Here is a 25,560-nt window from a genome sequence, read left to right as displayed (position 1 = left end):
CTTTGCCATTTTACGCTATTTCTACTTTTTTATTTTTATGTAACTCAGCCATTATGTTTTGTACTTTTACCACTGTTTTGTCATCAAAATATTTTTGAAAATCTTCTATTACATTAATATATACACGCTTTTGCCCACGAAGTTCTTTATTTTTTACAAAACAAGCTATAGCAACGATATCACGTAAATATATGTCTTGTTCTTCTATTTTAAAAACTGGATTTCCTTCAAACGGAGTAATTTCTTGTAAAATTTCTTCAAAATAACGGACATATAATACAGAAAATGTTTTTTCTTGCTCACCCAACATATAAGTTACTTCAGATCGATTAAAGAAATCTTCTGATGTATTAGGTTGTGCTTTTTCTAGTTCATAGCCTGCGTAACCTATTATAACCATCTGCTTTCCCTCTCTTCCTTATTTTGTTCTATTTTAACTTATTTTTCTGAATAAACAAAATTCTGATCCTTCATTAATTCTTAACAAAATATATATGATATTTATATATTTATATAAAAAATAGCTTTTATATCCTGCAATTTACCTTTTTATTTTTCCTGAAGTTTGTCATAATAAGAATATTGTCTCAGTTTTCTTATGCAAGGAGAGTTGTATTTATGTCGTTTTCGTGGAAACGTTTCTTACAAATTGGAAAAATTATTTTCCCATTTGTTGTCTTAACAATTGTATTCTTTCAAGCTCGAAAAGAATTGTCTGGTATTTCATTTCGAGAAGCAATTGAAACAATTAAAAACATTCCAACTGGAGGAGTCTTTTTAGCTATTACGCTCGGCGCATTTGCTGTTTCAACAATGTTCTTTTATGACTTTGTTATGCTCCGCTATTTAAAAGCAGATGTACCTATTCAAAAGATTTTCCGTGTTTCATGGACTGCCAACACTTTAAATGGATTTCTCGGCTTTGGTGGCCTTGTTGGAGCGGGCGTACGAACAATGTTATATCGGCCTCACGTAAAAGAGAATGGTAAACTTATCAAAAGTATCGCTTGGATGACAACCGCCTTTATTAACGGATTAGCTCTTCTCTCATTCCTCGGTCTTATCGGAATACTAGATACACGTTTTATTCTGCATGAAAAACCTTGGCTATGGCCTGTACTCGTCTTCTTTGCTCTTTTTGTACCGATATATATCGGGTTTTCTAAACTTAAAAATCGAAAACAAAAAAACGTAGACGGACAAGAAGAAGAGAAAAACCCAACCGTTTTATACTCCATTGTTTCTTTAGTGGAATGGCTATCTGCCGGTATCGTCATGTATGTTATTTTAATATTATTTGGAATTGAGATCGATTTTCGGAAGTTTTTAGGAGTTTATGTTATTGCAGCTTTAGCTGGCGTTGTTAGTCTTGTACCAGGTGGTCTTGGTTCATTTGATCTTGTCTTTTTGACTGGTTTAGGACAATACGGTATCGATACAGGCGTATTACTACCCGCTATGTTACTATACCGCCTTGTATACTATATTTTACCGTTTTGCCTCGGTTTAATTTTTGCAGCTTTTGAAATGACAGGAGCTGCACTGAAAAAAATTGAAGATAAGCCATTTATCGCACCTGCTTTAGAAACAACAGGTGTCATTTGGACATTGCAACGTGATTTTTTAGGGAAATTAGGATCATGGGCATCCGCTGCATTAACTGTTTTTGCTGGCTTAATGGTTATCTTATCAACCATTTTACCAACAAGCATAAACCGTGCTCACGCGTTACATATTTTAGCTCCAAAACATCTCATTCAATTTTCTTTTAGTTTATCTTTAACCTTTGGTATCCTTCTTCTTATTCTGTCACGAGGGATTTATTACGGAACGAAACGCTCCTACTATATGACGATTGTTTCTTTAATTGGAGCAGCAATCTTTAACACATTAAAAGGAATTGATATTGAAGAAACCTTTATTTTATTAATTGTACTTGCCGTATTATATATGCTCCGTAAAAGATTTGTGCGTGAGAAAATAGAAGTATCGCTCTCTGATGTAGTCAAATTATTTATATTTTTACTACTAACATTATATTTGTACAAAAACCTAGGTATTTTATTTGCTGGAGCAAAAGAAGCTTTTAAACCAGATTTTGTTGTTCGTAACATTACCCAAGTAAAACGTAGCGCACTTGCAGCAGCTTTCTTTGTCCCAACCTTTTTACTTATCGGTTCCCTTATTGCAAATCGCTACCGTAGTGTATTTCCTGGGCAACCAGCAAACGATAAACGTTTGCAAAACTTCTTAGATGAATATGGCGGAAATGTACTAAGCCATTTAGGTTTTTTAGGAGATAAACAATTTTTCTTCAGTAGTGATGGAAAAGCACTTCTTTTATTTTCAACAACAGGAAAACGTCTTATTATACTCGGTGATCCAATTGGGGATCCGTCTTCTTTCCGCATGGTACTACAAGAATTTCTAGCTGAAGCAGATCGCTTCGGATACATTTGTGTTTTCTATCAAATTGAAAGTAAATGGATGAGCTTATATCATGATTTTGGCTATAACTTCTTTAAACTTGGTGAAGAGGCTGTTGTTGATTTAAATACCTTTACTATATCAGGTAAAAAACGTGCTGGATTACGTGCAACTTTTAACCGCTTTGAGCGTGAAGGTTATACATTTTCCATTCATCAACCACCATTTTCAGACGAGTTATATAAGGAATTAAAAAAAGTTTCAGATGCTTGGCTTGGAGGAAAAAAAGAAAAAAGTTTTTCTCTTGGATACTTTGATCGTGACTATATAAATCGTGCCCCTATTGCAACTTTATCTGATGCTGAAGGAAAAATCATCGCATTTACAACCTTTATGCCTGTTTACCAAGCTGGTGAACTTTCTGTTGATTTAATGCGCTATTACCCTGATGCACCTGGTGGAATTATGGATGCGATTTTCATCCATTTATTCCAATGGGCAAAAGAAAACGATTATCATTCTTTCAATATCGGTATGGCTCCGCTCTCTAATGTTGGTCTATCTACACAATCTTTCTGGTCCGAGCGCGTCGCTGCAGCAATTTTCAATAATGTTCGTTATACGTATAGTTTTAGTGGTTTACGGCACTTTAAAGAAAAATATAAACCTACGTGGAGCGGCAAATATTTAGCATTCCGCAAAAATCATTCCTTACCAATTACAATGCTTGCTGTAACAAAATTAATAGGAAAACGAAAAAGTAGCTAGTATCACTAGCTGCTTTTTCGTTTCTGAACTTGGAGGATAAACTCTTTTTCATACTTTTTTCCGTTTATATAAAATGTGCCCCATATTTTATATATTCCTTCTTCTGGGAAGGTAATACGATATTGCAATTGCTCTTCTTCATTTATAGGGACTGCATATAAAAAATGTTCTCGTTTTTCATCGACTATATAAAGTGCCCCCTGTTCTCCAGTGCCTGAGCTAAACTTCACCCTTTCTCCTTTTTTCATTTGCAATTGAAATGTCAATGTAGCTGCTTCATTTGGATGTAAAGCTCCAAATAAAAGCGACATTTGGTAATCGCCAATTTTTTTTGTAAGCACTGTGTCTTCTATTAAATTCTTTTGTTTCTTCTCTTTTTCCTCTTCCCCAAAGTTTTTCTTAGAAAAGGACTGTTCTGTTTTACCGTGATCCTCATATAAGAAAATCGTATAAGCTTTACCTTTTGTTCCTCTTGAAGATAGCTTATAAGAACCATTCCCAGCAAATGCAGGGTTGATTTGCTGAATTCCTTTTAACTGCTCGTCCACAATAATAGCTCTAATACGATCATTCACTCCACGAATCTCGTTGTTATTTTTATTAAACAGTTGAAATGTAATATCTATTTTTTCATTTCCTATTCTATTTTTCATCTCCCATTTTACTTCTCGAATATCTCCCGCTGTTTCTGTTGTTCCTTTAAACTTTTGCATGTAGAATCCACCAGCCACAATAAGTAGTAAAGCAACTAGTCCAATGACAAGATTTTTCAAATCATCACCTGCTATACTTTTTATAAGTCGTGAAATAATCCGTACAACTATGCCTGTAAATAGAATATTGTTACAAAATTCATTCTATTTTTTCTATAAAAATCCTCCATAAAATAAAGGAAAGTTCTCACTTAAAGAAAAAATAACCATAAATCGGAAAACGAATAAAGAATTACTGAAGACAGTGTATCTTGTATATACTACAAACAAGAAAAAGATTTTAATTGGTAGGATTCCTAGTGTATAATGCAGATGGTGTTAATTTATATCTATACATAACAAGGAGGATTTTTTATGAGCGTTCATATTGAAGCAAAACAAGGTGAAATTGCTGAATCTATTTTACTACCTGGCGATCCACTACGTGCGAAATATATTGCAGAAACATTTTTAGAGGACGTAACTTGCTATAACAATGTACGCGGCATGTTAGGATTCACTGGAACTTATAAAGGAAAGCGTGTCTCTGTTCAAGGGACAGGCATGGGTGTTCCATCTATCTCTATTTATGTTAACGAATTAATCCAAAGCTATGGAGTGAAAAATTTAATTCGCGTAGGTACATGTGGAGCAATTCAAAAAGATGTAAAAGTGCGTGACGTAATTATCGCAATGACGGCTTGTACAGACTCTAACATGAACCGTTTAACATTCCCTGGATTTGACTTTGCACCATCGGCAAACTTTGATCTTTTAAAGAAAGCATATGATGCTGGAACAGAAAAGGGATTACACGTTCGTGTTGGTAATGTTTTAACAGCCGATGTGTTCTACCGTGAGAGCATGGATATGGTGAAAAAACTTGGTGAATACGGTGTATTAGCTATAGAAATGGAAACAACTGCACTTTATACATTAGCAGCGAAATACGGTGTAAATGCATTATCTGTATTAACAGTAAGTGATCACATTTTCACTGGAGAAGAAACAACATCTGAAGAGCGTCAAACTACATTCAACGAAATGATTGAAATCGCTTTAGATGCTGCAATCCAACAATAATGTACAGGAGAACTTGTCATACGTCTGGCAGGTTCTTTTTTATCATTTCTAAATTAAATAATCACTTTATATGACTTTTTATAAAAAACTGCTCCAGATAGAGACAGATTTTCAGTCCCTACTGTCTATTATCGTTTGTTATAATAAAGAAAATATTTATGCGAGCACTCTGTTGTGAGGTGAAGAAGTGAAAAAAAGAAGTATTGTCTTTAAACTATTTTTATTAACATCAACATTATTTACGGTTACCTTTCTTCTTTTTTTTCTAGGACAATCATTATTTTTAGAAAAATTTTACATCAATAAAAAAGTTCAAACCGTTCAAACTGCTTTTGAAAAGTTTTTATCCAGCTACGAAAAGAGTGACAAGACATTTGAGGAAATAAGAAAACTCAAACAAGAATTTCATGAGAAAACAAACGCTGATGTCGTTTTATTAGACCCATATGGAATTATAAAAGATGAAAATAATTACTATATTGAAATTGTAGATGAAGCAAATAAAACCTATTCAATTCCACTCAACAACATTTTAACAAACGATGAATACACGAAATTTATGAATCTACAGTTAAAGGTGAATGATGTTCTTCTTATAGAAGGCATTTTAAAGAAAAATGTGATTATTCCTGTTACACTAACAAATCGCTATAATTCATGGCAAAATGATAATATCATTTCTGACTTTAAATTATTTAATATCGATTGGGGCGACTTAAAAAGAAACAGGTATACAAAAGATGCAAAACTTGGTATTCATAAATTTCAAGGTACTGTATCTAAAATACACCTACCTTCAAAAAATGACATTCGCCTTGCGAATAATTTGGAAACTTTACAAGGCGTTCAGCATTGGGAATTGTCTGTCATACTTGGTAAAACAAATTCAAATAAATTAACTACTTACCAAATAGGTGGAGACGATGAAGTCAAAAGTCAAATTTTTGTACAACCAGTTATTGAAAAAGGAGAAATTAAAGAATTTGCTTTCGCAATGACTTCCCTACAGCCCGTTAATGAAGCAATGCTCGTTTTAAAAGATTATTACGTTTATGCCTTAATTATCGTATTTCTTGTTATTATTTTATTGTCCTTTTATTATTCAAAAATCATTGTTAAACCGCTTATTAAAATGAATCGTGTTACAAAAAAAATGGCTAATTTTGATTTCACTGAAAAATTACCTGTTTCAGCAGATGATGAAATTGGCGGTTTGTCTAGCAGCATTAATACATTATCAGTAAACTTAAAAGACCGAATAGATCGATTAAACGTCGCAAATACAAAATTACAACAAGATATCGAACGAGAACGTCAATTAGAAAAAACGAGAAAGGAATTTATTTCTGGTGTATCTCATGAATTAAAAACACCACTGAGTGTGATTAGAAGCTTTGCAGAGGGGATTAAAGATGGCGTGAGCAAAGATACTACTTACTATACCGATGTTATTTTAGAAGAAACAGAAAACATGAACCGACTCATTGTTGAGATGCTAGAATTAGCCAAACTAGAATCGGGCACATATAAACTAGAAATGAATACTTTTTCACTTGGTGAACTCGTTCAACAAGTGTATACGAAGCTATTATTTAGTATGGAAGAGAAACAATTACAAGTAAAAATCAATGCAAACCCTTCTATATATGTTGAAGCGAATCGCAATCGTATTGAGCAAGTTGTTGTGAATTTACTTAGCAACGCAATTCGCTATACACCTGATGGCAAAGAAATTTTTATTCGTGTCATCGAAAATGAAGAAAAAGTTAAAGTAGAAATTGAAAACACTGGTAACCCAATTCCAGATGAAAGTTTACAAAAAATCTGGGATCGCTTCTATCGTTTAGACGCTTCCCGTAGTCGTCATACTGGAGGAACTGGACTTGGCCTATCCATTGTTAGAAACATATTAGAACTTCATCATGCTGAATACGGTGTATACAATACCGATGATAGCGTCGTTTTTTATTTTGATTTACAAAAAGTAAAAGAAGTCAAATAATTTGTCTTAACTTCACGAGGAGTTCACATGAAATTCACACTCTCCCTTTATAGTAGTAACCAAGTTAATCCTTTCCTTTACACACATATAAAGAGGAGAGTGCGTGAAATGAAACAAGCAGGACAACCTATTCAAAATGAAAAACAATTAGAAAAAATCAAAAATATACTCTTACAATCTTCGAAACGTGATGGCTTACTATTCGTATTGGCTGTAAATTCTGGTCTAAAAGTAAGTGAGATTTTACAATTAAAAGTCGGTGATGTTATCGATGAAAATGAAAATGTTCGTCACTCCATTTTATTTTACAATGAAAAAGTAAAAAAACATAAATGGTTTGCTGTAAATGAAGACTTACAACATGCAATCGAAGATTATATGAGAGAACGTAAAACGTGGAAACGAAATGAACCTTTATTGAAATCACAAAAAGGAACAAAATCCATTACAAGACAGCATGCATGGTATATTTTAAACAAAGCTGCAAAAGAAGTTGGTTTAGAAGGGATTAGCTCACATACACTTCGTAAAACTTGGGGATATTGTGCATACAAATCGGGTGTTGATATTGCATTTTTACAACACTTTTTTGATCATAGCACCCCATCAAAAACTTTAAAGTATATCGGGATTGCATAAAAAAATATACATTCTTATACATAAAAAAGGTTACCAAGTTTAAAGCTGGTAACCTTTTTTATGTTTCATATTCTCTTTTCTTGTTTCTCCTATTTTGTAGTGGTACTCTAGTAATAAGGGGGAGAAATTATGAACACATTCACAATTGAATTACCAAAAGAAACTGCAGAAAAACTTGGATTGTTAACACAAGCCTATCAAAAGAAAACGGGTACTACAATTTCAGAAAGCACACTCGTTCAAACTCTTATTTCAAAAGAGTTTATTCAAGAAATAACTCCATTTGATTTACAACAATATGTAATTGAAAAAGAACAGCGCTAGAAGCTGTTCTTTTTCAATTTCTTCCCTCGCTGCGTACATAATCCATTATATATTCCCCTCTTTTTCTCACTTCTTACCTAGCCTCTTATTTTTATTTACGTATGCAAATTGAACTACCACCACCTACTTTCCTTGTTTCTCTCTGAACCTTGAGATGGAAATCTTACTGCCGATTAATGTGGGATAAAATATTTTTTTATTTTATTACTGAAAAACTATTGACATTGATAATGATAACCATTATCATTTATTACGAAGCCAACAATTGATGAATCAACCAAACGCTCAGTAACATTGTTACCCCTCTTTTTCATATAGAAAAACACTGTACATTCCCCCTGTTTGTACAGTGTTTTTCTTTTTATCCTGCTACTGTTCGTAAAAGTTCAATTGGTGAGAGGCAATAATCAGTGGCGGATCCCCTACTGATTAAGTTTCGCTTTATATTTATTCAAATAAATTGAGCTGTTCCGGCTTTGGTTCTCCATATGTAATATTCATCATTTCCATGAGTTGCTTGGCATTATCCGCAGCATCCCCACCTGAATTATTGTTAAATAAAACATATATATTCTTCGTCTTCTTCTGTAATTTCTCTAATCGTTCTACCCATTCTTCAAGCTCTTTTTTATTGTAGCGATATAAGCAGCGAACCGCTCGCCAATTTTCCCCTTTATCAAGCCATCCATGAATATTGCGACCATGGAATCGAATCAGCGTCATTTCTGAATCCGTTGCTTCTAATACAAGTGGAACAGAACCAATTCCAGCTTGTGGTTCATCACAAATCGTGTGAATCCACTTTTCTTGTTCTAAAAATTGTAATGTTTTATCATGCATATTCGGATGAAACCACGTTTGATTTCGAAACTCTATGGCACACGGCAATCCTTCCATTTTTTCTTTTGTATAACGAAGTAAATCTACATTTTTCTTCTGACAATCAAACCAAGGCGGATACTGAAATAATATCGTCTTTAATTTATACGCTTCTTGAAGGGGAACAATGGATTGTTTAAATATTTCAAACATCTCATCCATATTTGAAAATGGAATCTCTCCTTGCATATGTCCCGTCATCCCTTGATATGCTTTAACAACAAACGAAAAATCTTTTGGCGTTTCCCCAGCCCATTTCATATAATTACGAACTGGTTGCATAGCATAAAACGAACTATCGACTTCAACAATAGGAAAATACTCACTATATGTACGCAATTTATTTCTATTTTCATAGGAATCTGTATATAAAGAATCGTGATCTCCCCATCCTGTTAATCCAATAGAAATCACTCTTACCCCTCCTTATCTCATTTCTATTAATCAGTACATACCTAATTAAAGAAAACACTCCAGCCTACTGAACAAAGTTTCAATTTTCTTCAAGAGCATCTTTATAAAATATGATATACTAAATGGAAAAATTTTAAAATTGAGGAGTTATTTATGTATGATTCAAGAGAATACTACTTTATCTCATGAAAAGCAAATAAAAGAATTAGAAAAAAAAGTACAGTTTTATGAGCAGTTGGTGAATCAATTACCACATCATTTTACATACAAAAACTCACAACTAGGTTTACAGTTGCATAAAAAGGAACTTCCCATTCCATTACTCACATACCAAAAGAAGATATAGAATCCAACTTTGTGCTAACTTGTGATTCCTTATTTCTATTTGAGCAACTCGAAAAACATTTTATCCATATTTTTGATGCATTTTCACATCATGTCACTTTCATTGACAATAAGGGCATTATCACATTATGCAACCAATCCGCAGCAGATGATTTTGGCATATCGCGAAACGATATAATTGGCAAACCAATTCAAAAGTTATTAAACTTACCAGAAGAAAAAATTAAAGCTTTAGAAACATTAAGAAGCGGCAAAGAAATTTACAACGAAGAGGTATTAGATACAAACTATGGTATTTCTAACAATCGCATTATTCGTGATTATAATGGGGATATTTTCCGTATGATTAGCGTCTTTCATTATTTAAATACCCGAGCGCGATGCTGAAAAACTTGCATTAGCCGGTCGAATTGCAGCTGGAATTGCACATGAAGTACGTAATCCACTTACAACAGTACGCGGTTATTTGCAATTTTTACAAGAAAGCGTTTCACCTTCTAATAAAGAACTTTTTCAAAATCTGCTCATTCCTGAATTAGATCGTGCAAATAGTATCATCACTAAATTTTTATCTATTTCAAAAGCACACGAATTTAAAAGAGAGCCATTTCCCATCAATACTTTTTTACGTGAATATATACAACAACTACTAGCTAGCGAAGTGTTTTTGCATAACATTTCTATTGAATATAATTTATCCTCCGATTTAGAAGACATATTAGTGAATATTGATCGACATGAGCTCGTTCAAGTTTTCCTAAACTTATTTCAAAATGCTGTGGATGCAAAAAGTGATAAACCTTTATCCATTCAAATCACTAGTCATCGCTTAGATAATTTTGCTCGCATTACTTTCCAAGATAACGGAACCGGTATCCCTCCAGCGATTCAAGAATATATATTTGATCCATTCTTCTCTACAAAAGATGCAGGAACTGGACTCGGATTATCCGTAACAAAAAAAATCATTCAAAATCACAATGGAACTTTAAAAGTTTCTAGTAAGGAAAATGGTACAACTTTTATCATCTCAATTCCGTTAACAACAAAAAATGCGGGCTTATAGTATTTTCCTAAAAAGTAAAGAGAAACTTCCATCAGTGGGGATAAAACCTCACTGATATAATTAAGTGAATATATTCAAAATATACGATTCACTAACTTCCAGCACAGGACCGAAGTTCTTCACTAATCTGTACCCCAACCAACATGTATTATAATTCTCTTTTATGGAAAGTATTATAAAACTTCATTAGACTCACGTTCTCTTCAACTCTTTCATTTATTTCAACATATCAATATAACCGCTCTAGCTGTAAGCGTACGGTTAAACAATGGCTCTTCCTCTATTCCACAGTAAAAAATAACTAGCGACTATCCATTCTATATATATTCATTTTGATTTTCCGACATATAAGTCACGGCTATAAAAATAAAAAGAGATTCCCACTCGTTTTCTCCTTTTGGTTTCACACGGCATAGGGCTAAAAAACGGAACTGATCGCTTCTATGCATGAACGGATACTCTCTCCCACCTAAAAGGAAAGGTTTTACCTCGTTTTTTCAATCTGTCTATATGTGAAATACTTAATCTCCTTCTTTACGTTTCTTTACTTCAAATTTACTCTAGCTTAATGCTTATTTTGTATGATAGATACTGAAGACGATGATATGAAAGAGGGATGAAAATGAAAATCTTATTGCCAATTCGCTTTTGGATCGCTCTTATGTCATGCATAATTTTATGTTCAGGACTCTTTTTAACTTTAGAATACACTTCTACATCAAAAGCAGCAGAGAACAGTAGTATAGCACCATATAAACTGCTATATGCAACACCAAATGCAGTACCCAAATCTTCTTCCTCATCTCAAGAAAAAAGAGTTATCAAAGGAATGATGATTACAGAAGCCTCTTCTCATCATGATCTGGATCGGATTGCAAAAAAGATTAAAGAACAATATAAGAACCAGAAAATCGATGAAATCATATTATCTATTCACAATAAAAACACTGGACGATACGAAGAAGACCTACCTTATGAGCCACTCAGTAAAGGAACAATTTCGATTATTTATAATTCACAATCTCATTCTAAGGCAACCGTTCGTCTCAATGAATAGTACTACACCTGTTGAAAAAACTTTCAGTTCATAAAAAAATCGAGGCCACTGAAAAACGTACGTTTTTCAGTGGCCTTTTAATCATTCACCTTTTTATTATTTTACCAAAATGGAATCCACTCTTTTACTTTATCCATCCACTCTTTCTGTTGCTCTCTTCTCAGTTTTTCTTCTTCTTGACGTTTTTTCTCTTCTTCTTTTCTTCTTTTTTCTTCTTCAATTGTCTTTAATTGTTTTGAATAGTCAGCCTCTGAGATCAGGGACAACTGAAATGCTTTTTGAGCGGAATTTCCGGCAGCCTTTTTCATAATATCTCGAAACATTGTCGTTGTAATTTGACTACCACCTGGAACATAATGTTCGCTATCGGTTTTATCATATCCAACCCAAATTGCGCCAACAAGATCCGGAGTATAGCCAACAAACCATGAGTCTTTCGCTCCACTGCTTGGACCATCTACAAGTTGAGTAGTTCCTGTTTTACCAGCAGTATCAATATTTTTCACCTTTGCTTTTTCGCCCGTTCCACTTTCAACAACACCTTTTAATAAATACGTCATTTTTTGAGCAATCTTCTCACTCGTTACACGAGTTTCTTTTTTATACCATTTCCCTACTATCTCTCCCTCAGCATTCTGTATTTCACGAATTGCATGTCCTTCAATTTGTACTCCATCATTTGCCAATGTTGCATAAGCCTGGGCCATTACAAAGGGAGAAGTTCCATTATGCATTCCTCCTAGAGCGATAGGGAGAGTGCGGTCTTCCTCCTGCAAGGGAATACCGAAACGCTCTAATGACTTCAAACCTTTTTCTAATCCAATTTGTTCTAACAGCCAAACAGCTGAGACATTATAAGACCTTGCAACTGCTTCATACATAGTAACATCCCCATGAAAAGTATGATCACTATTTTGAGGCGTATAATCCTTTATACTAAGTGGCTCATCTTTTAAAACATCATACACTTCATAACCTTGCTCTAGTGCTGGTACATATACTGCAAGAGGTTTTAATGTTGAGCCTGGTTGTCTTTTTAACTGCGTTGCATGATTAAATTGTAGAAATTGATACGTCCCCCTCCCGCCAACTAATGCTGGAACACCACCAGTTTTTGGATCCATGAGCACAATACCTGTTTGCAATAACTGATCTGAACTACTTCCTTTAAAATAGCTATCATTATTCACAACATCTTCTACCGCTTGTTGCTTTTTCGGATCAAGCTCTGTATAAATACGATATCCACCAGCTAAAATTTCATTTTGTGTCAATTCATATTTCTCCATTGCCTCTCGAACAATATAATCGACATACTGTGAATATTTCCCTTTGTATTTATCATCAACGCCTCGACGTAAAGCAAGGCCTGTTTCTTTTTCTTTTTTATATTGATCTTCTGTAATATATCCTTGCTCTTTCATTAAAGCTAAAACAACATTACGTCTTTCAATTGATTTATTAAAATTTTTATATGGTGAATAGGTTGATGGTGCCTTAATTAATCCCGCTATTGTCGCAGCTTCTGCTATTGTTAATTCTTTTACTTCTTTATCGAAATATGATTTCGCTGCTTTTTTTATCCCCCAAGCCCCTTCACCAAAATAAATTTGGTTCATATACATTTCAATAATTTCATCTTTTGTATACGCACGCTCTATCTTCTTCGTCAAAAAATACTCTTTAAATTTCCGTGAAAATGTACGTTCTTGTGTTAAAAATACATTTTTCGCAAGCTGTTGTGTAATTGTACTGCCACCAGCAACTACTTCTCCCGCCGTAATATTTTTTAACATAGCACTTATAATTCCACTATAGTCAATACCATGATGGCTAAAAAACTCTTTGTCTTCTACTGCTACAATCGCTTGAACCATAATATCAGGAATATCTTTTCTTTTAACTCCTTCCGCCTTGGAAGAAGATAACTTTGCTGCCACTTCTTTATTTGCATCATAAATAAGTGTTGGCTGCGGAACAGCCTGTTTTAATGCAGATATGTCTTGAATGGAGATTATTATATTTACTACAATAAATAGGGCAACGAAAAAACCACCAAAAACGTATAATGTATTACGCAGTTTCTTCCTCCTGTTGAACCACTCAAGCATTTTCTTGAAATGAGTGTTGTTCAATTTCATTTATTCACTTCCTTCATTTGTTTACACTTCCGCTAGAAAAAGGAAGAAACTCCCTCCTTTTAAATTTATTATAATAACGTAGTAGTTCGCCAAGTGTAAAGTATTTCTTTCACATTCATACTTTTTACAAGAAAAGGACATTCTACAAGTAAGATATTCATTATTGATTATTAATATTATTAATACATCAACGTGAGTTATGTTAAGTTTTTGTAAACTTTTCGATAAAATGTTTTAAAAACCGACAGTTTTTTGTTAGAATTGACTAGCCAATATATTTTACATATATTATTTTTGTGGGGGTAACAATAATGGTCTTTAAATCTAAAAAAGATAAATTTTCTGAAATGTTAATGAATGTTTCCGAAAATTTAAAAGAAGGCGCGCAATTTTTCGTGGAGTATAAAATTAAAAATGCTAGCGATTTAAAAGAATTTTCTATGCGCATGAAAGAATACGAGTCAAAAGGTGACTCATTTATTCACGAAATCATTATGGAGCTAAACAAAGCGTTTATTACTCCTATCGAACGTGAAGACATCCTGCAACTTGCAATGAGCATGGATGATGTACTAGACGGATTAGATCACAGTGCAGGTTTATTCGAAATGTATTCTATTACAGAGGCAGATGAATACATGATTAAATTTGTGGAAGCAATCAATCAATGTGCGATTGAGATTGCAAATTCCGTTGAGCTTATGTCGGATAAGAAATTAGTAGACATTCGCACAAATGCAATTAAAATTAAGGATTACGAATCACAGTGTGATGATATCCGTCGTCATGCGATTAAACACTTATTCTCTCGTGAAAAAGATCCAATTAAGATCATCCAGTACAAAGAGATTTATGAAGAGCTAGAGGAAGTTGCTGATAGCTGTCAAAGCGTTGCAAACGTATTAGAAACAATTATTATGAAGAACGCGTAAGGAGTTTGATCATGGATACACTCTTAATACTGACTGTTTTAGTAGTCATTTGCGCTTTAGCGTTTGACTTTATCAATGGATTTCACGATACAGCAAACGCTATTGCAACGGCTGTTTCAACGAAAGCTCTAAAGCCTAGACATGCAATTATTATGGCAGCTATCATGAACTTTTTAGGTGCAATGACATTTACAGGTGTAGCAAAAACGATAACAAAAGATATCGTTGACCCATTTGCCTTACCAAATGGTTCTCTTGTAATTTTAGCTGCTTTGCTTGCGGCAATAGCTTGGAATTTGATTACTTGGTACTATGGTATTCCAAGTAGTTCTTCGCATGCAATCATTGGCTCAATCGCAGGTGCAGCAATTGCTGCTGCTGGTTTTAGCTCGTTAAATTTTAAAGGGTTCATAAAAATTCTTGAAGCTTTAATCATTTCACCAATTATCGCTTTTGTTATTGGTTACATCGTATATAGTATTTTTAAAGTGGTCTTTAAAAACTTTAACTTAACAAAAACGAACAAGAACTTCCGTATATTCCAGATTTTCACCGCTGCATTACAAGCTTATACGCACGGTACGAATGATGCACAAAAAGCAATGGGAATTATTACGATGGCTCTTATGGCAAATAACTATCACACTTCTAGCGATATCCCGTTTTGGGTACAATTATCTTGTGCAATCGCAATGGGTCTTGGTACTTCCGTCGGTGGATGGAAAATTATTAAAACTGTCGGTGGACAAATTATGAAAATTCGTCCTGTAAACGGTGTAGCTGCTGATTTATCATCATCTCTTGTAATTTTCGGAGCAACATTTATTCATTTACCAGTTAGTACAACGCACGTTATCTCTTCTTCTATTTTAGGGGTAGGTGCTTCACATCGTGTAAAAGGTGTAAAATGGGGAACTGCAAAGCGCATGTTAATTACATGGGTGATTACACTTCCAATTTCAGCTTCTTTAGCTGCTTTATTCTACTACCTATTACATTTAATTTTCTAATTAAAAGTCGTCTTCCTTATTTTTCTAGGAAGACGACTTTTTTTGTAAACAATCTTATTTCTTTTCAAAAAGCGTGTATAATGAATGTTGTATTAGTTATACAGAGGAGTTGGCAATTTTGGAATACATCATGTTACTTTTTATTGGATTAATTGCAGGAACAGTCGGAAGTCTAGTTGGACTTGGTGGGGGAATTATCATCGTTCCTTTACTGATTGGACTGCATAGTTTATCACCACAGATCGCAGTTGGAACATCAATTGTGACCGTAGTTTTCACTGGTCTCTCCTCTACTCTTACTTATATGAAACATAAGCGAGTAGATTATAAAAGTGGACTTATTTTATTTATAGGAAGCGGTCCTGGGGGCATCATTGGATCGTGGGCAAACAAATTTTTGAATCAGGATTCTTTCTCTTTATACTTTGGAATTTTTCTTATTTTTGTATCTATCCTTCTCATGTTACGTGATAAATTGAAACCTCTTTCCCTCTTAAATGCAACTGTTATTAAACGTTCTTTCACAGATGCTGAAGGTAATACTGTTCATTATCAATTCCCACCGTTTCTTTCAATTATTATCGCATTTGTAGTTGGGTTCATATCTGGATTATTTGGAATTGGTGGCGGGGCATTACTCGTTCCAGCAATGATGCTTCTTTTCGCATTCCCTGCACAAATTGCTGTTGCAACTTCCATGTTTATTGTCTTTTTATCAGCAATTGTAAGTTCTTTGACTCATATTTCTCTTGGAAATGTTAGCTGGATTTATGCATTAATTCTTATTCCAGGCGCTTGGATCGGTGGAAAAATTGGGGCTTTCGTTAATACAAAATTAACCGGTAATGCAATTATTAATTTATTACGTATTACATTGATCATTCTTGGAACTAGATTAATTATTACTTCATTTCTATAACGCGTTCTTTTTAGAATGCGTTTTTTTATACGCAAGAATATAAAAATGTTCCTAACACAACACATAATACTACGCACACACACAACAATATTAAGTTTGAAATATGCAGATTATTCAAGTTGATCACTCCTATGGCTGCGACTGTTATCCCTATAATAGCGAAAAACCAGACACTTTGCCTTTACAATGTGCTAACAATGCAAAATCAATTATTACAAATTTTATCTATTTATTACATAAATTCGTATAATCTATCGATTCAACAAAAAAAGATGTCATATTGACATCTTTTAGTGAAGGAGTGACCACCCCATAAAATCTTCATGCACTTGACGTGCTCGTTTATCATTTCTATCATACAATTCAGCGTAGCTATCCGTTTCTTCATCATAAGCCATTGTATAAATAATTTGACCTTCTATTTCAACTGATAGAACGACTCCACCCTTCATCTCTTCCACATGTATGACGGCATTAGCTGGAATTCTCATATCAGTCATCTTCGCATCTAACAATATATTAAACCCCCTACAGCGTATTTATTGCTAGTACTATTACACACTAAATAGTATACTACTGTAATAGCATACATTTCGTCAATACAATTGCTGTTTTGTAGGCTTTTCTTCTTTTTAACATGTATACTTGTGATACACACATATATCAGTAAAATGAACAAATAGGAACACTTAAAAGAGGTGCTAACATTGATTCTACATAAAGGGGATATATTATTTCGTCAAGGTGAAGAAGGGCCTTTATACTTTATTAAAACAGGTCTATTAAAAGTCGTTCGATTACAAGAAGATGGAACACCATTTTTATTTAACATTATCGTTCCTGGTGAGACAATCCCTCACCACTCTTTAATTTCACCGAAAGAGTATCATGGTACAGCAATTGCTTTAATTAAAACAGAGGTCGAACCTATTATAGGAACTACATGGTACGAAAAATTACAAGCGAATCCAGAATTATATGCGAATGTCGCTCTGCAGCTACAAACAAAATTACGCATGATGCAACAGCGAATTGATCAATTAACAACTGTTTCTCCAAAAGAACGTCTCCATCGTTTGCAAGAGTGGTTCTCACTGTATTTAGATGGAATTCCTATCTATGAGATCTTAACACAAACAGAAATTGGACAACTTATCGGCGTACGCCGTGAAACAGTAAATCGCTTGTTACGAGAACAAATAAAAAACGAGGCGAACTAACACCTCGTTTTTTATTTGCCTTACGCTAGGCTTGCTGCCGGTCCGAAAAATTCATAATGAATGTGTTCAGGTGAAACTTCCCATTCTACTAAAGCCTTATTAATATGCTTCATAAATGATACCGGGCCGCAGAAATAAAAGTCCGCTTCATTTGTAGGAATAATTGATTGTAACCAATCTAAATCAACAAAACCTTCTTTATCAAAATTTTCCGCTTGTAAATCTTGTTCTGTTGGTGAAGAGTAACAAGTGTATACTTCTACTTGTTCATAATCTTTCTCTATCTGCTGCACGTGCTCTTTCATCGCATGCACGTTGCTATTTAATGCTGCATGAATAAAGTATACCTTACGATTTGAAGTTTGCTTAACCAATGTATTTAACATGCTCATCATTGGCGTGATACCAACGCCACCACTGATTAATACAACCGGTAAGTTTGAATCCATATTTAATACAAAGTCCCCTGCTGGTGCACTTAGTGGCAATATATCCCCCTCTTGAACATAATCGTGTAAATAATTAGATACCTTTCCATCCGGTGTCTCTGCAGCTGTCTCCCGTTTCACACTAATACGATAGTAGCCTTTTCCAGGAGCGTCCGATAAACTATATTGGCGATTATGTGTATACGTTTCACCGTTTATATTTATTTGAACCGTTACATACTGACCTGGTAAGAATGAAGATAACTCCTCTCCATCTTCTGGTTTTAAATAGAACGATGTAATCACATCGCTTTCTTTCTCTTTCTTCACAACGACAAAGTTACGGAAATCTTTCCAACCTCCTTCTTTTTTTGCCGCTTCTTCATACATTTCTGCTTCGATGCTAATAAACGCATCCGCAATTACACCATAGGCTTCTCCCCAAGCATCTAACACTTCTTGTGGTGCTTCTGCAACCTCTTTAATTGCTTGTAGTAAACATTTTCCGACAATTGGATAGTGTTCTGCTTTAATTCCTAAACTTCTATGTTTATGACCAATTTGTTTTACAACAGGAATAATAGTTTCTAAATTATCAATATACGTTGCTGCTGCATACACTGCACTTGCTAATGCCTGTTGCTGTCTTCCTATTTTCTGGTTTGTATGGTTAAAAATATTTAATAACTCAGGATGTTCTGAGAACATAATTTGATAAAATCGAGTTGTAATTTCAACACCTTTTTCTTGTAATAATGGTACTGTTGATTTTACAATTTCAATTGTTTTTTCACTTAACATTATATCCCACTCCTCTCTTTCCTTGTATATTGTTATTGTAAACGAAGCCAAAATGGAAGGTTGTGATTTTAATCACTATAAACATGGTGTTTTTGTGAAAAATGTATGAACGATTTCAATTTAACCTTCATTATGTACACTCATTTCATATACACTTTCCTATCTTTTCCAAAAGAAAATAAGCTAACCAAAATAGGCTAGCTTATGACTGAGATTGTAGAGCTTGTTCAATTACTTGTGCATCTTTTCCGTCTCCAAACTCTGTGTATCCCCATACATTTGTTTCACCTGTATATTTATTTACCAAGATATCCAAGTCGTGATAAACACGATGAGCATACACTACATATTCAATCTTCCTAACTTCTATGCCCTTTTTCAATATCTCATAGCTTCTCCTTACATCCCGCTTTATCTTTTCATCCTTTATTTCCCTATGTATATCTTTTAAAGACGGTTCTTGTTTTTGAAACCACCGTACGAGATGGTTCCAATCCCCTTCCGTATATCTCTCAGCCTTTCCATAATTTAAGAGATTGTTATAATCTTCGTGTGTCGTACGGATGAATTGCAATACTTTTTTCTTTTCTTGCACATCTTCTACTTGTGGCAGTGCAGATATTCCAACAGGTTTACTTGCATAATGTAACAATACTCTCATTAAACTATAACTTGTAATGCCCATCACAATCACAATTCCAAGTATCGCCCACACTCTCTTCATACACCAAACTCCTTTTCTACCATGAATGTTACATCTATTTCTATATGCCGTTATATTTGTAACATTCTCTTGTAGAAGCAAAATTCCTGTATAAATTCTTCTGACCATTTCGACACTGTTTTTCTACACATTTCGCTGTGGCAAATATTCTTGTAAAATTGCATATCCTTCATAAGCAGTGTAACCAAGTATCGCAAGTAAACCAATATAACAAGCAAACACCGTCCACCTTGTTTTAGCATCTACTTTATAATAATCTTCTTGTTGTTTCTTTTCTTTTTCCCATTCGTTCATTTTTCTTTCTGAGACTTCTAAAGTTTCTCTTATCCGAATGAAATATTCTTCTTTTTCATCTTCATATGGTACATAGTCAAGCGGTTCAAATTTTGGTAATACGTACTCCAACACTTCAATCTTTTGACGTTCTCCTACTTCTAGTTGCTTCTCTTTTTCTTTTTGCTTTAACAGCTTCATTTCATGATGGATCATATAGAGCGTTCGGTGAACAGCTTCTGTTTCCTCTAGTTCTTCTTGAAGTTTCGCAAGATAAACTCTCATCACATCTACTTTATATCCTAATTCTTCAATTGGTTTATTTCGCTTCATCACCCGATAGAGCTCCATACAACCGATTATAAAGATGAATCCACCCATAATACTCTTAAAGAAAATAGAATATCCAAGTAATACAGCGAGACCTATCATCCAAATTTTTGTACTTACAACAGAAATAATTCGTCCCCCGTCTAGCGGAGAAACTGGAATCAAGTTAAAAAAGTTCAACATACTTCCAAGTAAAATAACAAGAGCCCAAAATGGTTCCTTTGTTATCATATAGAGCGGAATTGCTGGTAAAAATGACAACAAACCAAAAAGAGGGCCCATATAAGCAAGGTAAGCCTCATCCTTTGCGTTTTTTGGCATCTCTTTCATTCCAATAAGAGCACCCATAAACGGAATAAAGATTGCTGGAGACGTAGGTATACCTTTTCGTTTCGCCGCCCACAAATGTCCCATTTCATGAACAAAAAGCAGATAAATCAGTGCTACACCAAATTTCCATCCATATATAGCCGCATATGCCCCAAGTGATAATAGCATACTAAATACTGTTGAAAATTTTGCGAGTTTAAAAATCGCAAATACCCATTTCAACTTAGAAAGCAAAAATATGCCTACGGCCGCTACAATTCCCCATAATCCTTTTGTATTATTTTTCATACCTCTCTCCTTTCTCTTTCTTTTTCTCTATTATGCCATATTTTTTTCTTTTATTGGAAATCACGTTTATTTCATCCAATTTTAGCCAAAACTAATAACGAAAGGAGGTAGAAAAAAATGACATTACAATCTTTCATGATTAGCACTCTTTCCTTTTTAGCTTCGTCACTAATCTTTTATACCGTTGGCTACGTCTTACTATTAGATTTGTTACCAAAGCATCTATTTATTATTCTTATTATTCTTTCTGCTCTTATGATTTCCTATCTTATTACACGAAAATCACTAAATGAGCTATCTACAAAAACAAAATAATAGAGTGAACCTTTTCGGTTCACTCTATTATCATTTCCTAGGAAAGAGTTTCGCTATCTTTGTAAATTCATTTTTTCACCATAATCTTTTACAATTTGAATAATATTTTGAAATGCACCTATTTTTTCTTTTTTATGATTCAATACTTGTAGATCATAATTATCATAGTAAGTTTCTAATGCTTTTATTTGAGAAGCCGATGCATTCTCTATTGGTACAACAATATTCACTTCATATTGTCTATACCCCTCTTTCACTTTCTCGCCTTTCATGATTTCACTTGTTGTCTTTCCAATCACTTGTTGTACTTTAGCAGGAAAAGTCAACTGAAAATAGTATTCTCTTTCTTTTTCCAATATTTTATATAAAGAATCCGAAATCGTATAAAATACTGTATAATTTATGTTCTTTTCATTTGTTTTAATGTGAAAAGCGGTAATTTGCAAATCCTTTTTTGTCACTTCTGTTAATACATTCACTTTTGTATCATCACTTGTTGATTCCGGAGCTAATGGAAGTATAGATAAAAGTTGTTCCGTATCAGACTTTGTAAGCATATACGTACCTTTTTCATCTTGTAACCACCCTTTCCGATCTTCTCCTCTTAACCATGCGCGATATGATTTCTTCTTTCCGTTGTTCTCAATTTGAATTTCGTACTCTGGCTCTCCAAAACTCCCTGTTATTTGTTGTTTTTCAGCCTTATTAATAATATTCACTACTTTTTTTGCTTCCTCTTGTTTTAAAACCTTTTCGATCTTCCCTTTCTGCATAATTGTTACTTGTATACTTTCCTGCATAGAATTCACCGTCTCTTCTACTTGTTTTTTCTCCTTTTTTTGTTCAACTTGGCTACACGATACTAATAAAAAAATGAATACCATTAACAAACATTTTCTGCTCACTCCAAATCCTCCTATCTAGAACAATAAGAAAAGCTTATAGTTACCCAAAATGAAACAAAAACGTTATGTATGTTGAAATGAGATATAATAAACACGAAGGGGGGTTTTCATATGTCTATTAATTTTCATGACGCGAATAATAAGTACACCTACGCTACACGGGATGCAGATCTTTCTTGGCGCCAAATGATCCAAAGTATAATTAATGTAAGCGATAAAAATATAGTCGATATTGGCTGCGGTGGTGGTATTTATACGAAAGAACTAGCTCTTATGGGAGCTAACAATGTCGTTGGTTTCGATTTTTCCGAAAAGATGTTGCAAGCAGCAACAAAAAATTGCACTTCCTTCCAAAACATCTCATTCGTTCACGGTGATGCTCAACATATGCCGTTTACTAATGAAACTTTTGATATTGTGATTTCCCGTGCTGTTATCCATCATTTACAAGACATCCCAAAATTTTTGCAAGAAGCCTCACGTATCTTAAAGAAAGATGGAATGCTTATTCTTCAAGATCGCACCATCGAAGATTGTACGATTCCCGGAAGCCTAGAACATATTCGTGGATATTTTTTCTCCATCTATCCTAAGCTCATTCAAATAGAGGAAAAGCGAAGACCAAAAGCAACGCATATACAGGAATTAATAGCACAAAACGGCATGCACCCACTTCCACTTCAAACAATGTGGGAAATACGAAAAATCCATGGTTCCATCGAAGCACTACTACAAGATTTATCACCACGAACAGGTCGATCTATTTTATACGAGTTAACGGATAATGAACTTTCTCAGCTTCTGCATCGTATTCATACTAAGCTACACAACATAGCTCCAATTATCGAACAAGATCGCTGGACCATTTGGAGTGCCACAAAATCTGAAGAAAGCCCCACATAATTTTGTGAGGCTTCTTTCATAACCTAATTTTGCAACACTCTTGATATCCTCCACTTCTGGCCTGTGCACTTCCACACTTGGAACATACTAAATATCTAGATTGACTTGTCAACAAACTTCCTTTTTGAAAGAGTAACACTTCTGCTTGTTTAAAAGAACGCGCATAATATAACCATATGAAACCACAAATTACTATAATTCCAAACAATACACCCATCGCAAGCATTTCCGTCACCTCTTTTTGGTTTGTTCTTTCCAGCAAGTGGATTGTAGTATTATTCTCTATCGATAAAAAAGATTCCTGCTTTCTTATTTAAATTGTCATATTTCTCAAAAAACTTTACATTCCCTCTATATTTTTACGTACTTTTTACAAAATATTCCCTCTCACTCCTCATACAATAAAGTGAAACTTTAATCATCCTTCACCAATCGAACTTTTACAGACCCCTCATCACCTACCTAACCGCTTAATTTTGAGATAAAAATGCTACTGTCCGCAAATAGCGTGATAAAAATCTACAATCTAAAATAAGTTTAATAGAGGAGTGTTAATATGAACTATTTTCTATTACTCTCTTTTCTTATCCAACTGATTTTTCCCTCTCTATTCTATCCTTCTCCACCTACCGACGTATCCGTGCAAATTCTTGGACTCAATGACTTTCACGGCCAATTAAATACCACTTCAACATTGCATAGTAAAGCTGTAGGACGCGCTGATTACCTAGCTGCTTATATTCAATCCTACCGCGATAAGAACCCTAACACCTTACTTGTTCATACAGGAGATATGATTGGCGGGAGCCCTCCGATTTCAGCACTATTTCATGATGAACCAACGATGGAATTTTTAAATCATCTTCAATTTGATGTTGGCACAATAGGGAACCATGAATTTGATAAAGGGCCTACTGTTCTGCAACAACTAATTAATGGTGAACTTACTACACAAAAAAATTCGTTTTCAGGTAGTTCATTTCCTTATGTATGCGCCAATGTGTTAGATAGTAGTACGAAACAGCCACTCTTCTCTCCTTATACAATTAAATGGATTGATAGTATTCCAATTGCCTTCATTGGTGTCGTTACAAAAGATACTCCATTTCTAACCATGCATACGAATATGTCCTCTATCTTCTTTTTGGATGAAGCTTCTTCCATTAATTTATATGTACAGCAACTACAAAAGAAAGGGATTCATGCATTTGTTATTCTTGCCCACCTTGGTGGTAGTACAACAGGCGGTAACACAAACGGAGCTTTAGCTGATTTAGCAAATCAGCTAGATACTGACGTTGATATTATATTCGGTGGGCACAGCCACTCCTATATAAATGGAAAGGTAAACGGAAAACTACTTGTGCAAGCATACTCATATGGAAAAGCCTTTTCAAGCGTAACTGCTACATTAAATCGTCAAACAAAAGATATTACGAAGAAAGATGCAACAATTGTCCCAGTCTATCAACATGCACTTTCTCCTGATTTACATATAAAAAGCTGGATTGATTCCTACACCACAAAAATTCAATCTAAAGTAGATGAACAACTGGGCGTAACCGAATACGAGTTAACACGAGAGCAAAATGAACACGGTGAATCAAAATTGGGAACTTTTCTTGCGATAGCTCAGCGTCAAACTATGCAAGCAGATATTTCTTTCGTAAATCCTGGAACCATCCGCCATAATTTTAAAAAAGGGATCATTACATGGGAAGATTCTTTCCTGATACAGCCATTTGGTAATAAGTTAATCAAAATGGATTTATCAGGAAAAGATATCCGAAATATTTTACAAGAGCAACGGAAAGAGGAAACTCGTATGCTACAAACTTCAGATATTCGCTATACTTGGAAAAATAGCATCACCCAATCTATTTTCTTAGAGGATGGAACACCATTACGAGATGATCAAACATACTCCGTTGTAGTCAATTCTTTTTTAGCAAATGGAGGAGATAAATTTATAACATTTCAATCCGGAAAAAATCGTACGGAAGGCCCGACAGATCAGGAAGCTTTTGCAGATTACATCCGGTCCATCTCTCATATAGATGCACTTCCTCAAAATTTTATTCAAAAAAACTATTGACTTTATAAAAAAAACATGTGAAAATACTGTCAGAATACTTGAACAAAATTCATTGAAGAGAACGAGTACGTTATAGGGCTGTTCCCCAGAGAGTTGGCATTTTGCTGAAAGCCAATGTTCAGTACGTAACCGAAAATCATCTCCGAGAAGTAGAACAGAACGATGTAGTAAGTTCTTACCGGCCGTCCCCCGTTACAAGGAACACGTATCATGTTGTACGTTGTAAAGCCGCATACATATAGATGTATTT

Annotated in this window: 23 protein-coding genes, 1 pseudogene and 1 other annotated feature (1 of these 25 running past the window's edge); of the genes and pseudogenes, 14 read left to right on the top strand and 10 right to left on the bottom strand. The window is 34.3% G+C overall.

Annotation, left to right across the window (positions count from 1 at the left end; translation table 11 throughout):
* Positions 1-10 precede the first annotated feature (10 nt).
* On the bottom strand, positions 11-400 hold the full coding sequence (locus tag LOK41_RS12825) for a hypothetical protein (protein WP_241816848.1): 390 nt from the start codon (positions 398-400) through the stop codon (positions 11-13).
* A 218-nt stretch (positions 401-618) separates the two neighbouring features.
* Here LOK41_RS12825 and mprF point away from each other — a divergent pair, with 218 nt between their 5' ends.
* A complete protein-coding gene (gene mprF, locus LOK41_RS12820; protein WP_241816847.1) occupies positions 619-3,195 on the top strand; it encodes a bifunctional lysylphosphatidylglycerol flippase/synthetase MprF in 2,577 nt (858 codons plus the stop codon).
* Between the two features lie 5 nt (positions 3,196-3,200).
* Here the strand turns inward: mprF and LOK41_RS12815 are convergent, their stop codons facing one another.
* Complete coding sequence (locus tag LOK41_RS12815; protein ID WP_241816913.1) at positions 3,201-3,983, bottom strand: hypothetical protein; 783 nt, start codon at positions 3,981-3,983, stop codon at positions 3,201-3,203.
* 279 nt (positions 3,984-4,262) lie between these two features.
* Between LOK41_RS12815 and deoD the strand changes: the two genes are divergently transcribed.
* The 4 genes from deoD (at position 4,263) to LOK41_RS12795 (ending at position 7,935) form a co-directional block, all read left to right on the top strand.
* Positions 4,263-4,970: a purine-nucleoside phosphorylase gene (gene deoD, locus LOK41_RS12810; protein WP_241816846.1), complete on the top strand. Its 708-nt coding sequence runs from the start codon at positions 4,263-4,265 to the stop codon at positions 4,968-4,970.
* Between the two features lie 187 nt (positions 4,971-5,157).
* Positions 5,158-6,972 (top strand): sensor histidine kinase, encoded by a 1,815-nt coding sequence (locus LOK41_RS12805; protein WP_241816845.1) that lies wholly within the window; start codon positions 5,158-5,160, stop codon positions 6,970-6,972.
* 108 nt (positions 6,973-7,080) lie between these two features.
* On the top strand, positions 7,081-7,611 hold the full coding sequence (locus LOK41_RS12800; RefSeq protein ID WP_018764243.1) for a tyrosine-type recombinase/integrase: 531 nt from the start codon (positions 7,081-7,083) through the stop codon (positions 7,609-7,611).
* A 129-nt stretch (positions 7,612-7,740) separates the two neighbouring features.
* On the top strand, positions 7,741-7,935 hold the full coding sequence (locus LOK41_RS12795) for a DUF3924 family protein (protein WP_174099585.1): 195 nt from the start codon (positions 7,741-7,743) through the stop codon (positions 7,933-7,935).
* Positions 7,936-8,382: 447 nt separating this feature from the next.
* Here the strand turns inward: LOK41_RS12795 and LOK41_RS12790 are convergent, their stop codons facing one another.
* Positions 8,383-9,228, bottom strand: a complete 846-nt coding sequence (locus LOK41_RS12790) for a DUF72 domain-containing protein (RefSeq protein ID WP_241816844.1) — start codon at positions 9,226-9,228, stop codon at positions 8,383-8,385.
* A gap of 157 nt (positions 9,229-9,385) precedes the next feature.
* On the opposite strand from LOK41_RS12790, the pseudogene LOK41_RS12785 reads away from it, so the two are divergent.
* Positions 9,386-10,639, top strand: a pseudogene (locus tag LOK41_RS12785) (ATP-binding protein).
* Positions 10,640-11,261: 622 nt separating this feature from the next.
* The gene (locus LOK41_RS12780) at positions 11,262-11,696 is read left to right on the top strand and encodes a hypothetical protein (RefSeq protein WP_241816843.1); all 435 of its coding nucleotides are present in this window, start codon (positions 11,262-11,264) and stop codon (positions 11,694-11,696) included.
* Between the two features lie 101 nt (positions 11,697-11,797).
* On the opposite strand, the gene LOK41_RS12775 is transcribed toward LOK41_RS12780, so the two are convergent.
* Positions 11,798-13,837: a transglycosylase domain-containing protein gene (locus LOK41_RS12775; RefSeq protein WP_241816842.1), complete on the bottom strand. Its 2,040-nt coding sequence runs from the start codon at positions 13,835-13,837 to the stop codon at positions 11,798-11,800.
* Between the two features lie 311 nt (positions 13,838-14,148).
* Here LOK41_RS12775 and LOK41_RS12770 point away from each other — a divergent pair, with 311 nt between their 5' ends.
* The 3 genes from LOK41_RS12770 (at position 14,149) to LOK41_RS12760 (ending at position 16,698) form a co-directional block, all read left to right on the top strand.
* Positions 14,149-14,769 (top strand): DUF47 domain-containing protein, encoded by a 621-nt coding sequence (locus LOK41_RS12770; protein WP_174099580.1) that lies wholly within the window; start codon positions 14,149-14,151, stop codon positions 14,767-14,769.
* An 11-nt stretch (positions 14,770-14,780) separates the two neighbouring features.
* Entirely contained in the window at positions 14,781-15,779 is a 999-nt protein-coding gene (locus tag LOK41_RS12765) for an inorganic phosphate transporter (RefSeq protein ID WP_241816841.1), read from the top strand.
* A gap of 118 nt (positions 15,780-15,897) precedes the next feature.
* A complete protein-coding gene (locus LOK41_RS12760) occupies positions 15,898-16,698 on the top strand; it encodes a sulfite exporter TauE/SafE family protein (RefSeq protein WP_241816839.1) in 801 nt (266 codons plus the stop codon).
* Between the two features lie 290 nt (positions 16,699-16,988).
* Here LOK41_RS12760 and LOK41_RS12755 read toward each other — a convergent pair whose 3' ends face one another.
* Positions 16,989-17,213: a hypothetical protein gene (locus LOK41_RS12755; RefSeq protein WP_098489849.1), complete on the bottom strand. Its 225-nt coding sequence runs from the start codon at positions 17,211-17,213 to the stop codon at positions 16,989-16,991.
* A gap of 192 nt (positions 17,214-17,405) precedes the next feature.
* Here LOK41_RS12755 and LOK41_RS12750 point away from each other — a divergent pair, with 192 nt between their 5' ends.
* Positions 17,406-17,918, top strand: coding sequence for a Crp/Fnr family transcriptional regulator (locus LOK41_RS12750; RefSeq protein WP_174099576.1), 513 nt, complete (start codon positions 17,406-17,408; stop codon positions 17,916-17,918).
* A gap of 20 nt (positions 17,919-17,938) precedes the next feature.
* On the opposite strand, the gene hmpA is transcribed toward LOK41_RS12750, so the two are convergent.
* From hmpA to LOK41_RS12735, 3 genes are all read right to left on the bottom strand, one after another.
* Entirely contained in the window at positions 17,939-19,147 is a 1,209-nt protein-coding gene (hmpA, locus tag LOK41_RS12745) for an NO-inducible flavohemoprotein (protein WP_241816837.1), read from the bottom strand.
* Between the two features lie 202 nt (positions 19,148-19,349).
* Positions 19,350-19,871 (bottom strand): hypothetical protein, encoded by a 522-nt coding sequence (locus LOK41_RS12740; RefSeq protein ID WP_241816836.1) that lies wholly within the window; start codon positions 19,869-19,871, stop codon positions 19,350-19,352.
* 123 nt (positions 19,872-19,994) lie between these two features.
* Positions 19,995-21,092: a site-2 protease family protein gene (locus LOK41_RS12735; RefSeq protein ID WP_241816835.1), complete on the bottom strand. Its 1,098-nt coding sequence runs from the start codon at positions 21,090-21,092 to the stop codon at positions 19,995-19,997.
* Positions 21,093-21,209: 117 nt separating this feature from the next.
* Between LOK41_RS12735 and LOK41_RS12730 the strand changes: the two genes are divergently transcribed.
* Positions 21,210-21,407, top strand: a complete 198-nt coding sequence (locus tag LOK41_RS12730) for a hypothetical protein (RefSeq protein WP_174099572.1) — start codon at positions 21,210-21,212, stop codon at positions 21,405-21,407.
* 53 nt (positions 21,408-21,460) lie between these two features.
* Here LOK41_RS12730 and LOK41_RS12725 read toward each other — a convergent pair whose 3' ends face one another.
* Entirely contained in the window at positions 21,461-22,291 is an 831-nt protein-coding gene (locus LOK41_RS12725) for a YhfM domain-containing protein (RefSeq protein WP_277818614.1), read from the bottom strand.
* 132 nt (positions 22,292-22,423) lie between these two features.
* Here LOK41_RS12725 and LOK41_RS12720 point away from each other — a divergent pair, with 132 nt between their 5' ends.
* On the top strand, positions 22,424-23,215 hold the full coding sequence (locus LOK41_RS12720) for a class I SAM-dependent methyltransferase (protein ID WP_241816831.1): 792 nt from the start codon (positions 22,424-22,426) through the stop codon (positions 23,213-23,215).
* A gap of 16 nt (positions 23,216-23,231) precedes the next feature.
* On the opposite strand, the gene LOK41_RS12715 is transcribed toward LOK41_RS12720, so the two are convergent.
* Positions 23,232-23,441, bottom strand: a complete 210-nt coding sequence (locus LOK41_RS12715) for a hypothetical protein (protein ID WP_174099683.1) — start codon at positions 23,439-23,441, stop codon at positions 23,232-23,234.
* Between the two features lie 330 nt (positions 23,442-23,771).
* Here LOK41_RS12715 and LOK41_RS12710 point away from each other — a divergent pair, with 330 nt between their 5' ends.
* Positions 23,772-25,310, top strand: coding sequence for a bifunctional metallophosphatase/5'-nucleotidase (locus LOK41_RS12710; RefSeq protein WP_241816830.1), 1,539 nt, complete (start codon positions 23,772-23,774; stop codon positions 25,308-25,310).
* A gap of 43 nt (positions 25,311-25,353) precedes the next feature.
* Positions 25,354-25,560 (top strand) — a binding site (T-box leader); it runs 52 nt beyond the window's last position.

Source organism: Bacillus sp. TL12, from assembly GCF_022625245.1.
Classification (GTDB): domain Bacteria; phylum Bacillota; class Bacilli; order Bacillales; family Bacillaceae_G; genus Bacillus_A.
The sequence above is the reverse complement of the archived record's forward strand: the minus strand, read 5'-3'. Positions and strand labels throughout refer to the sequence as shown.

Bases quoted from the DNA above. Each gene is read 5' to 3' on its own strand.
- LOK41_RS12825 (WP_241816848.1), bottom strand. From the start codon at position 400: ATGGTTATAATAGGTTACGCAGGCTATGAACTAGAAAAAGCACAACCT.
- mprF (WP_241816847.1), top strand. From the start codon at position 619: ATGTCGTTTTCGTGGAAACGTTTCTTACAAATTGGAAAAATTATTTTC.
- deoD (WP_241816846.1), top strand. From the start codon at position 4,263: ATGAGCGTTCATATTGAAGCAAAACAAGGTGAAATTGCTGAATCTATT.
- LOK41_RS12800 (WP_018764243.1), top strand. From the start codon at position 7,081: ATGAAACAAGCAGGACAACCTATTCAAAATGAAAAACAATTAGAAAAA.
- LOK41_RS12795 (WP_174099585.1), top strand. From the start codon at position 7,741: ATGAACACATTCACAATTGAATTACCAAAAGAAACTGCAGAAAAACTT.
- LOK41_RS12780 (WP_241816843.1), top strand. From the start codon at position 11,262: ATGAAAATCTTATTGCCAATTCGCTTTTGGATCGCTCTTATGTCATGC.
- LOK41_RS12775 (WP_241816842.1), bottom strand. From the start codon at position 13,837: ATGAAATTGAACAACACTCATTTCAAGAAAATGCTTGAGTGGTTCAAC.
- LOK41_RS12770 (WP_174099580.1), top strand. From the start codon at position 14,149: ATGGTCTTTAAATCTAAAAAAGATAAATTTTCTGAAATGTTAATGAAT.
- LOK41_RS12765 (WP_241816841.1), top strand. From the start codon at position 14,781: ATGGATACACTCTTAATACTGACTGTTTTAGTAGTCATTTGCGCTTTA.
- hmpA (WP_241816837.1), bottom strand. From the start codon at position 19,147: ATGTTAAGTGAAAAAACAATTGAAATTGTAAAATCAACAGTACCATTA.
- LOK41_RS12740 (WP_241816836.1), bottom strand. From the start codon at position 19,871: ATGAAGAGAGTGTGGGCGATACTTGGAATTGTGATTGTGATGGGCATT.
- LOK41_RS12735 (WP_241816835.1), bottom strand. From the start codon at position 21,092: ATGAAAAATAATACAAAAGGATTATGGGGAATTGTAGCGGCCGTAGGC.
- LOK41_RS12730 (WP_174099572.1), top strand. From the start codon at position 21,210: ATGACATTACAATCTTTCATGATTAGCACTCTTTCCTTTTTAGCTTCG.
- LOK41_RS12725 (WP_277818614.1), bottom strand. From the start codon at position 22,291: ATGGTATTCATTTTTTTATTAGTATCGTGTAGCCAAGTTGAACAAAAA.
- LOK41_RS12720 (WP_241816831.1), top strand. From the start codon at position 22,424: ATGTCTATTAATTTTCATGACGCGAATAATAAGTACACCTACGCTACA.
- LOK41_RS12715 (WP_174099683.1), bottom strand. From the start codon at position 23,441: ATGCTTGCGATGGGTGTATTGTTTGGAATTATAGTAATTTGTGGTTTC.
- LOK41_RS12710 (WP_241816830.1), top strand. From the start codon at position 23,772: ATGAACTATTTTCTATTACTCTCTTTTCTTATCCAACTGATTTTTCCC.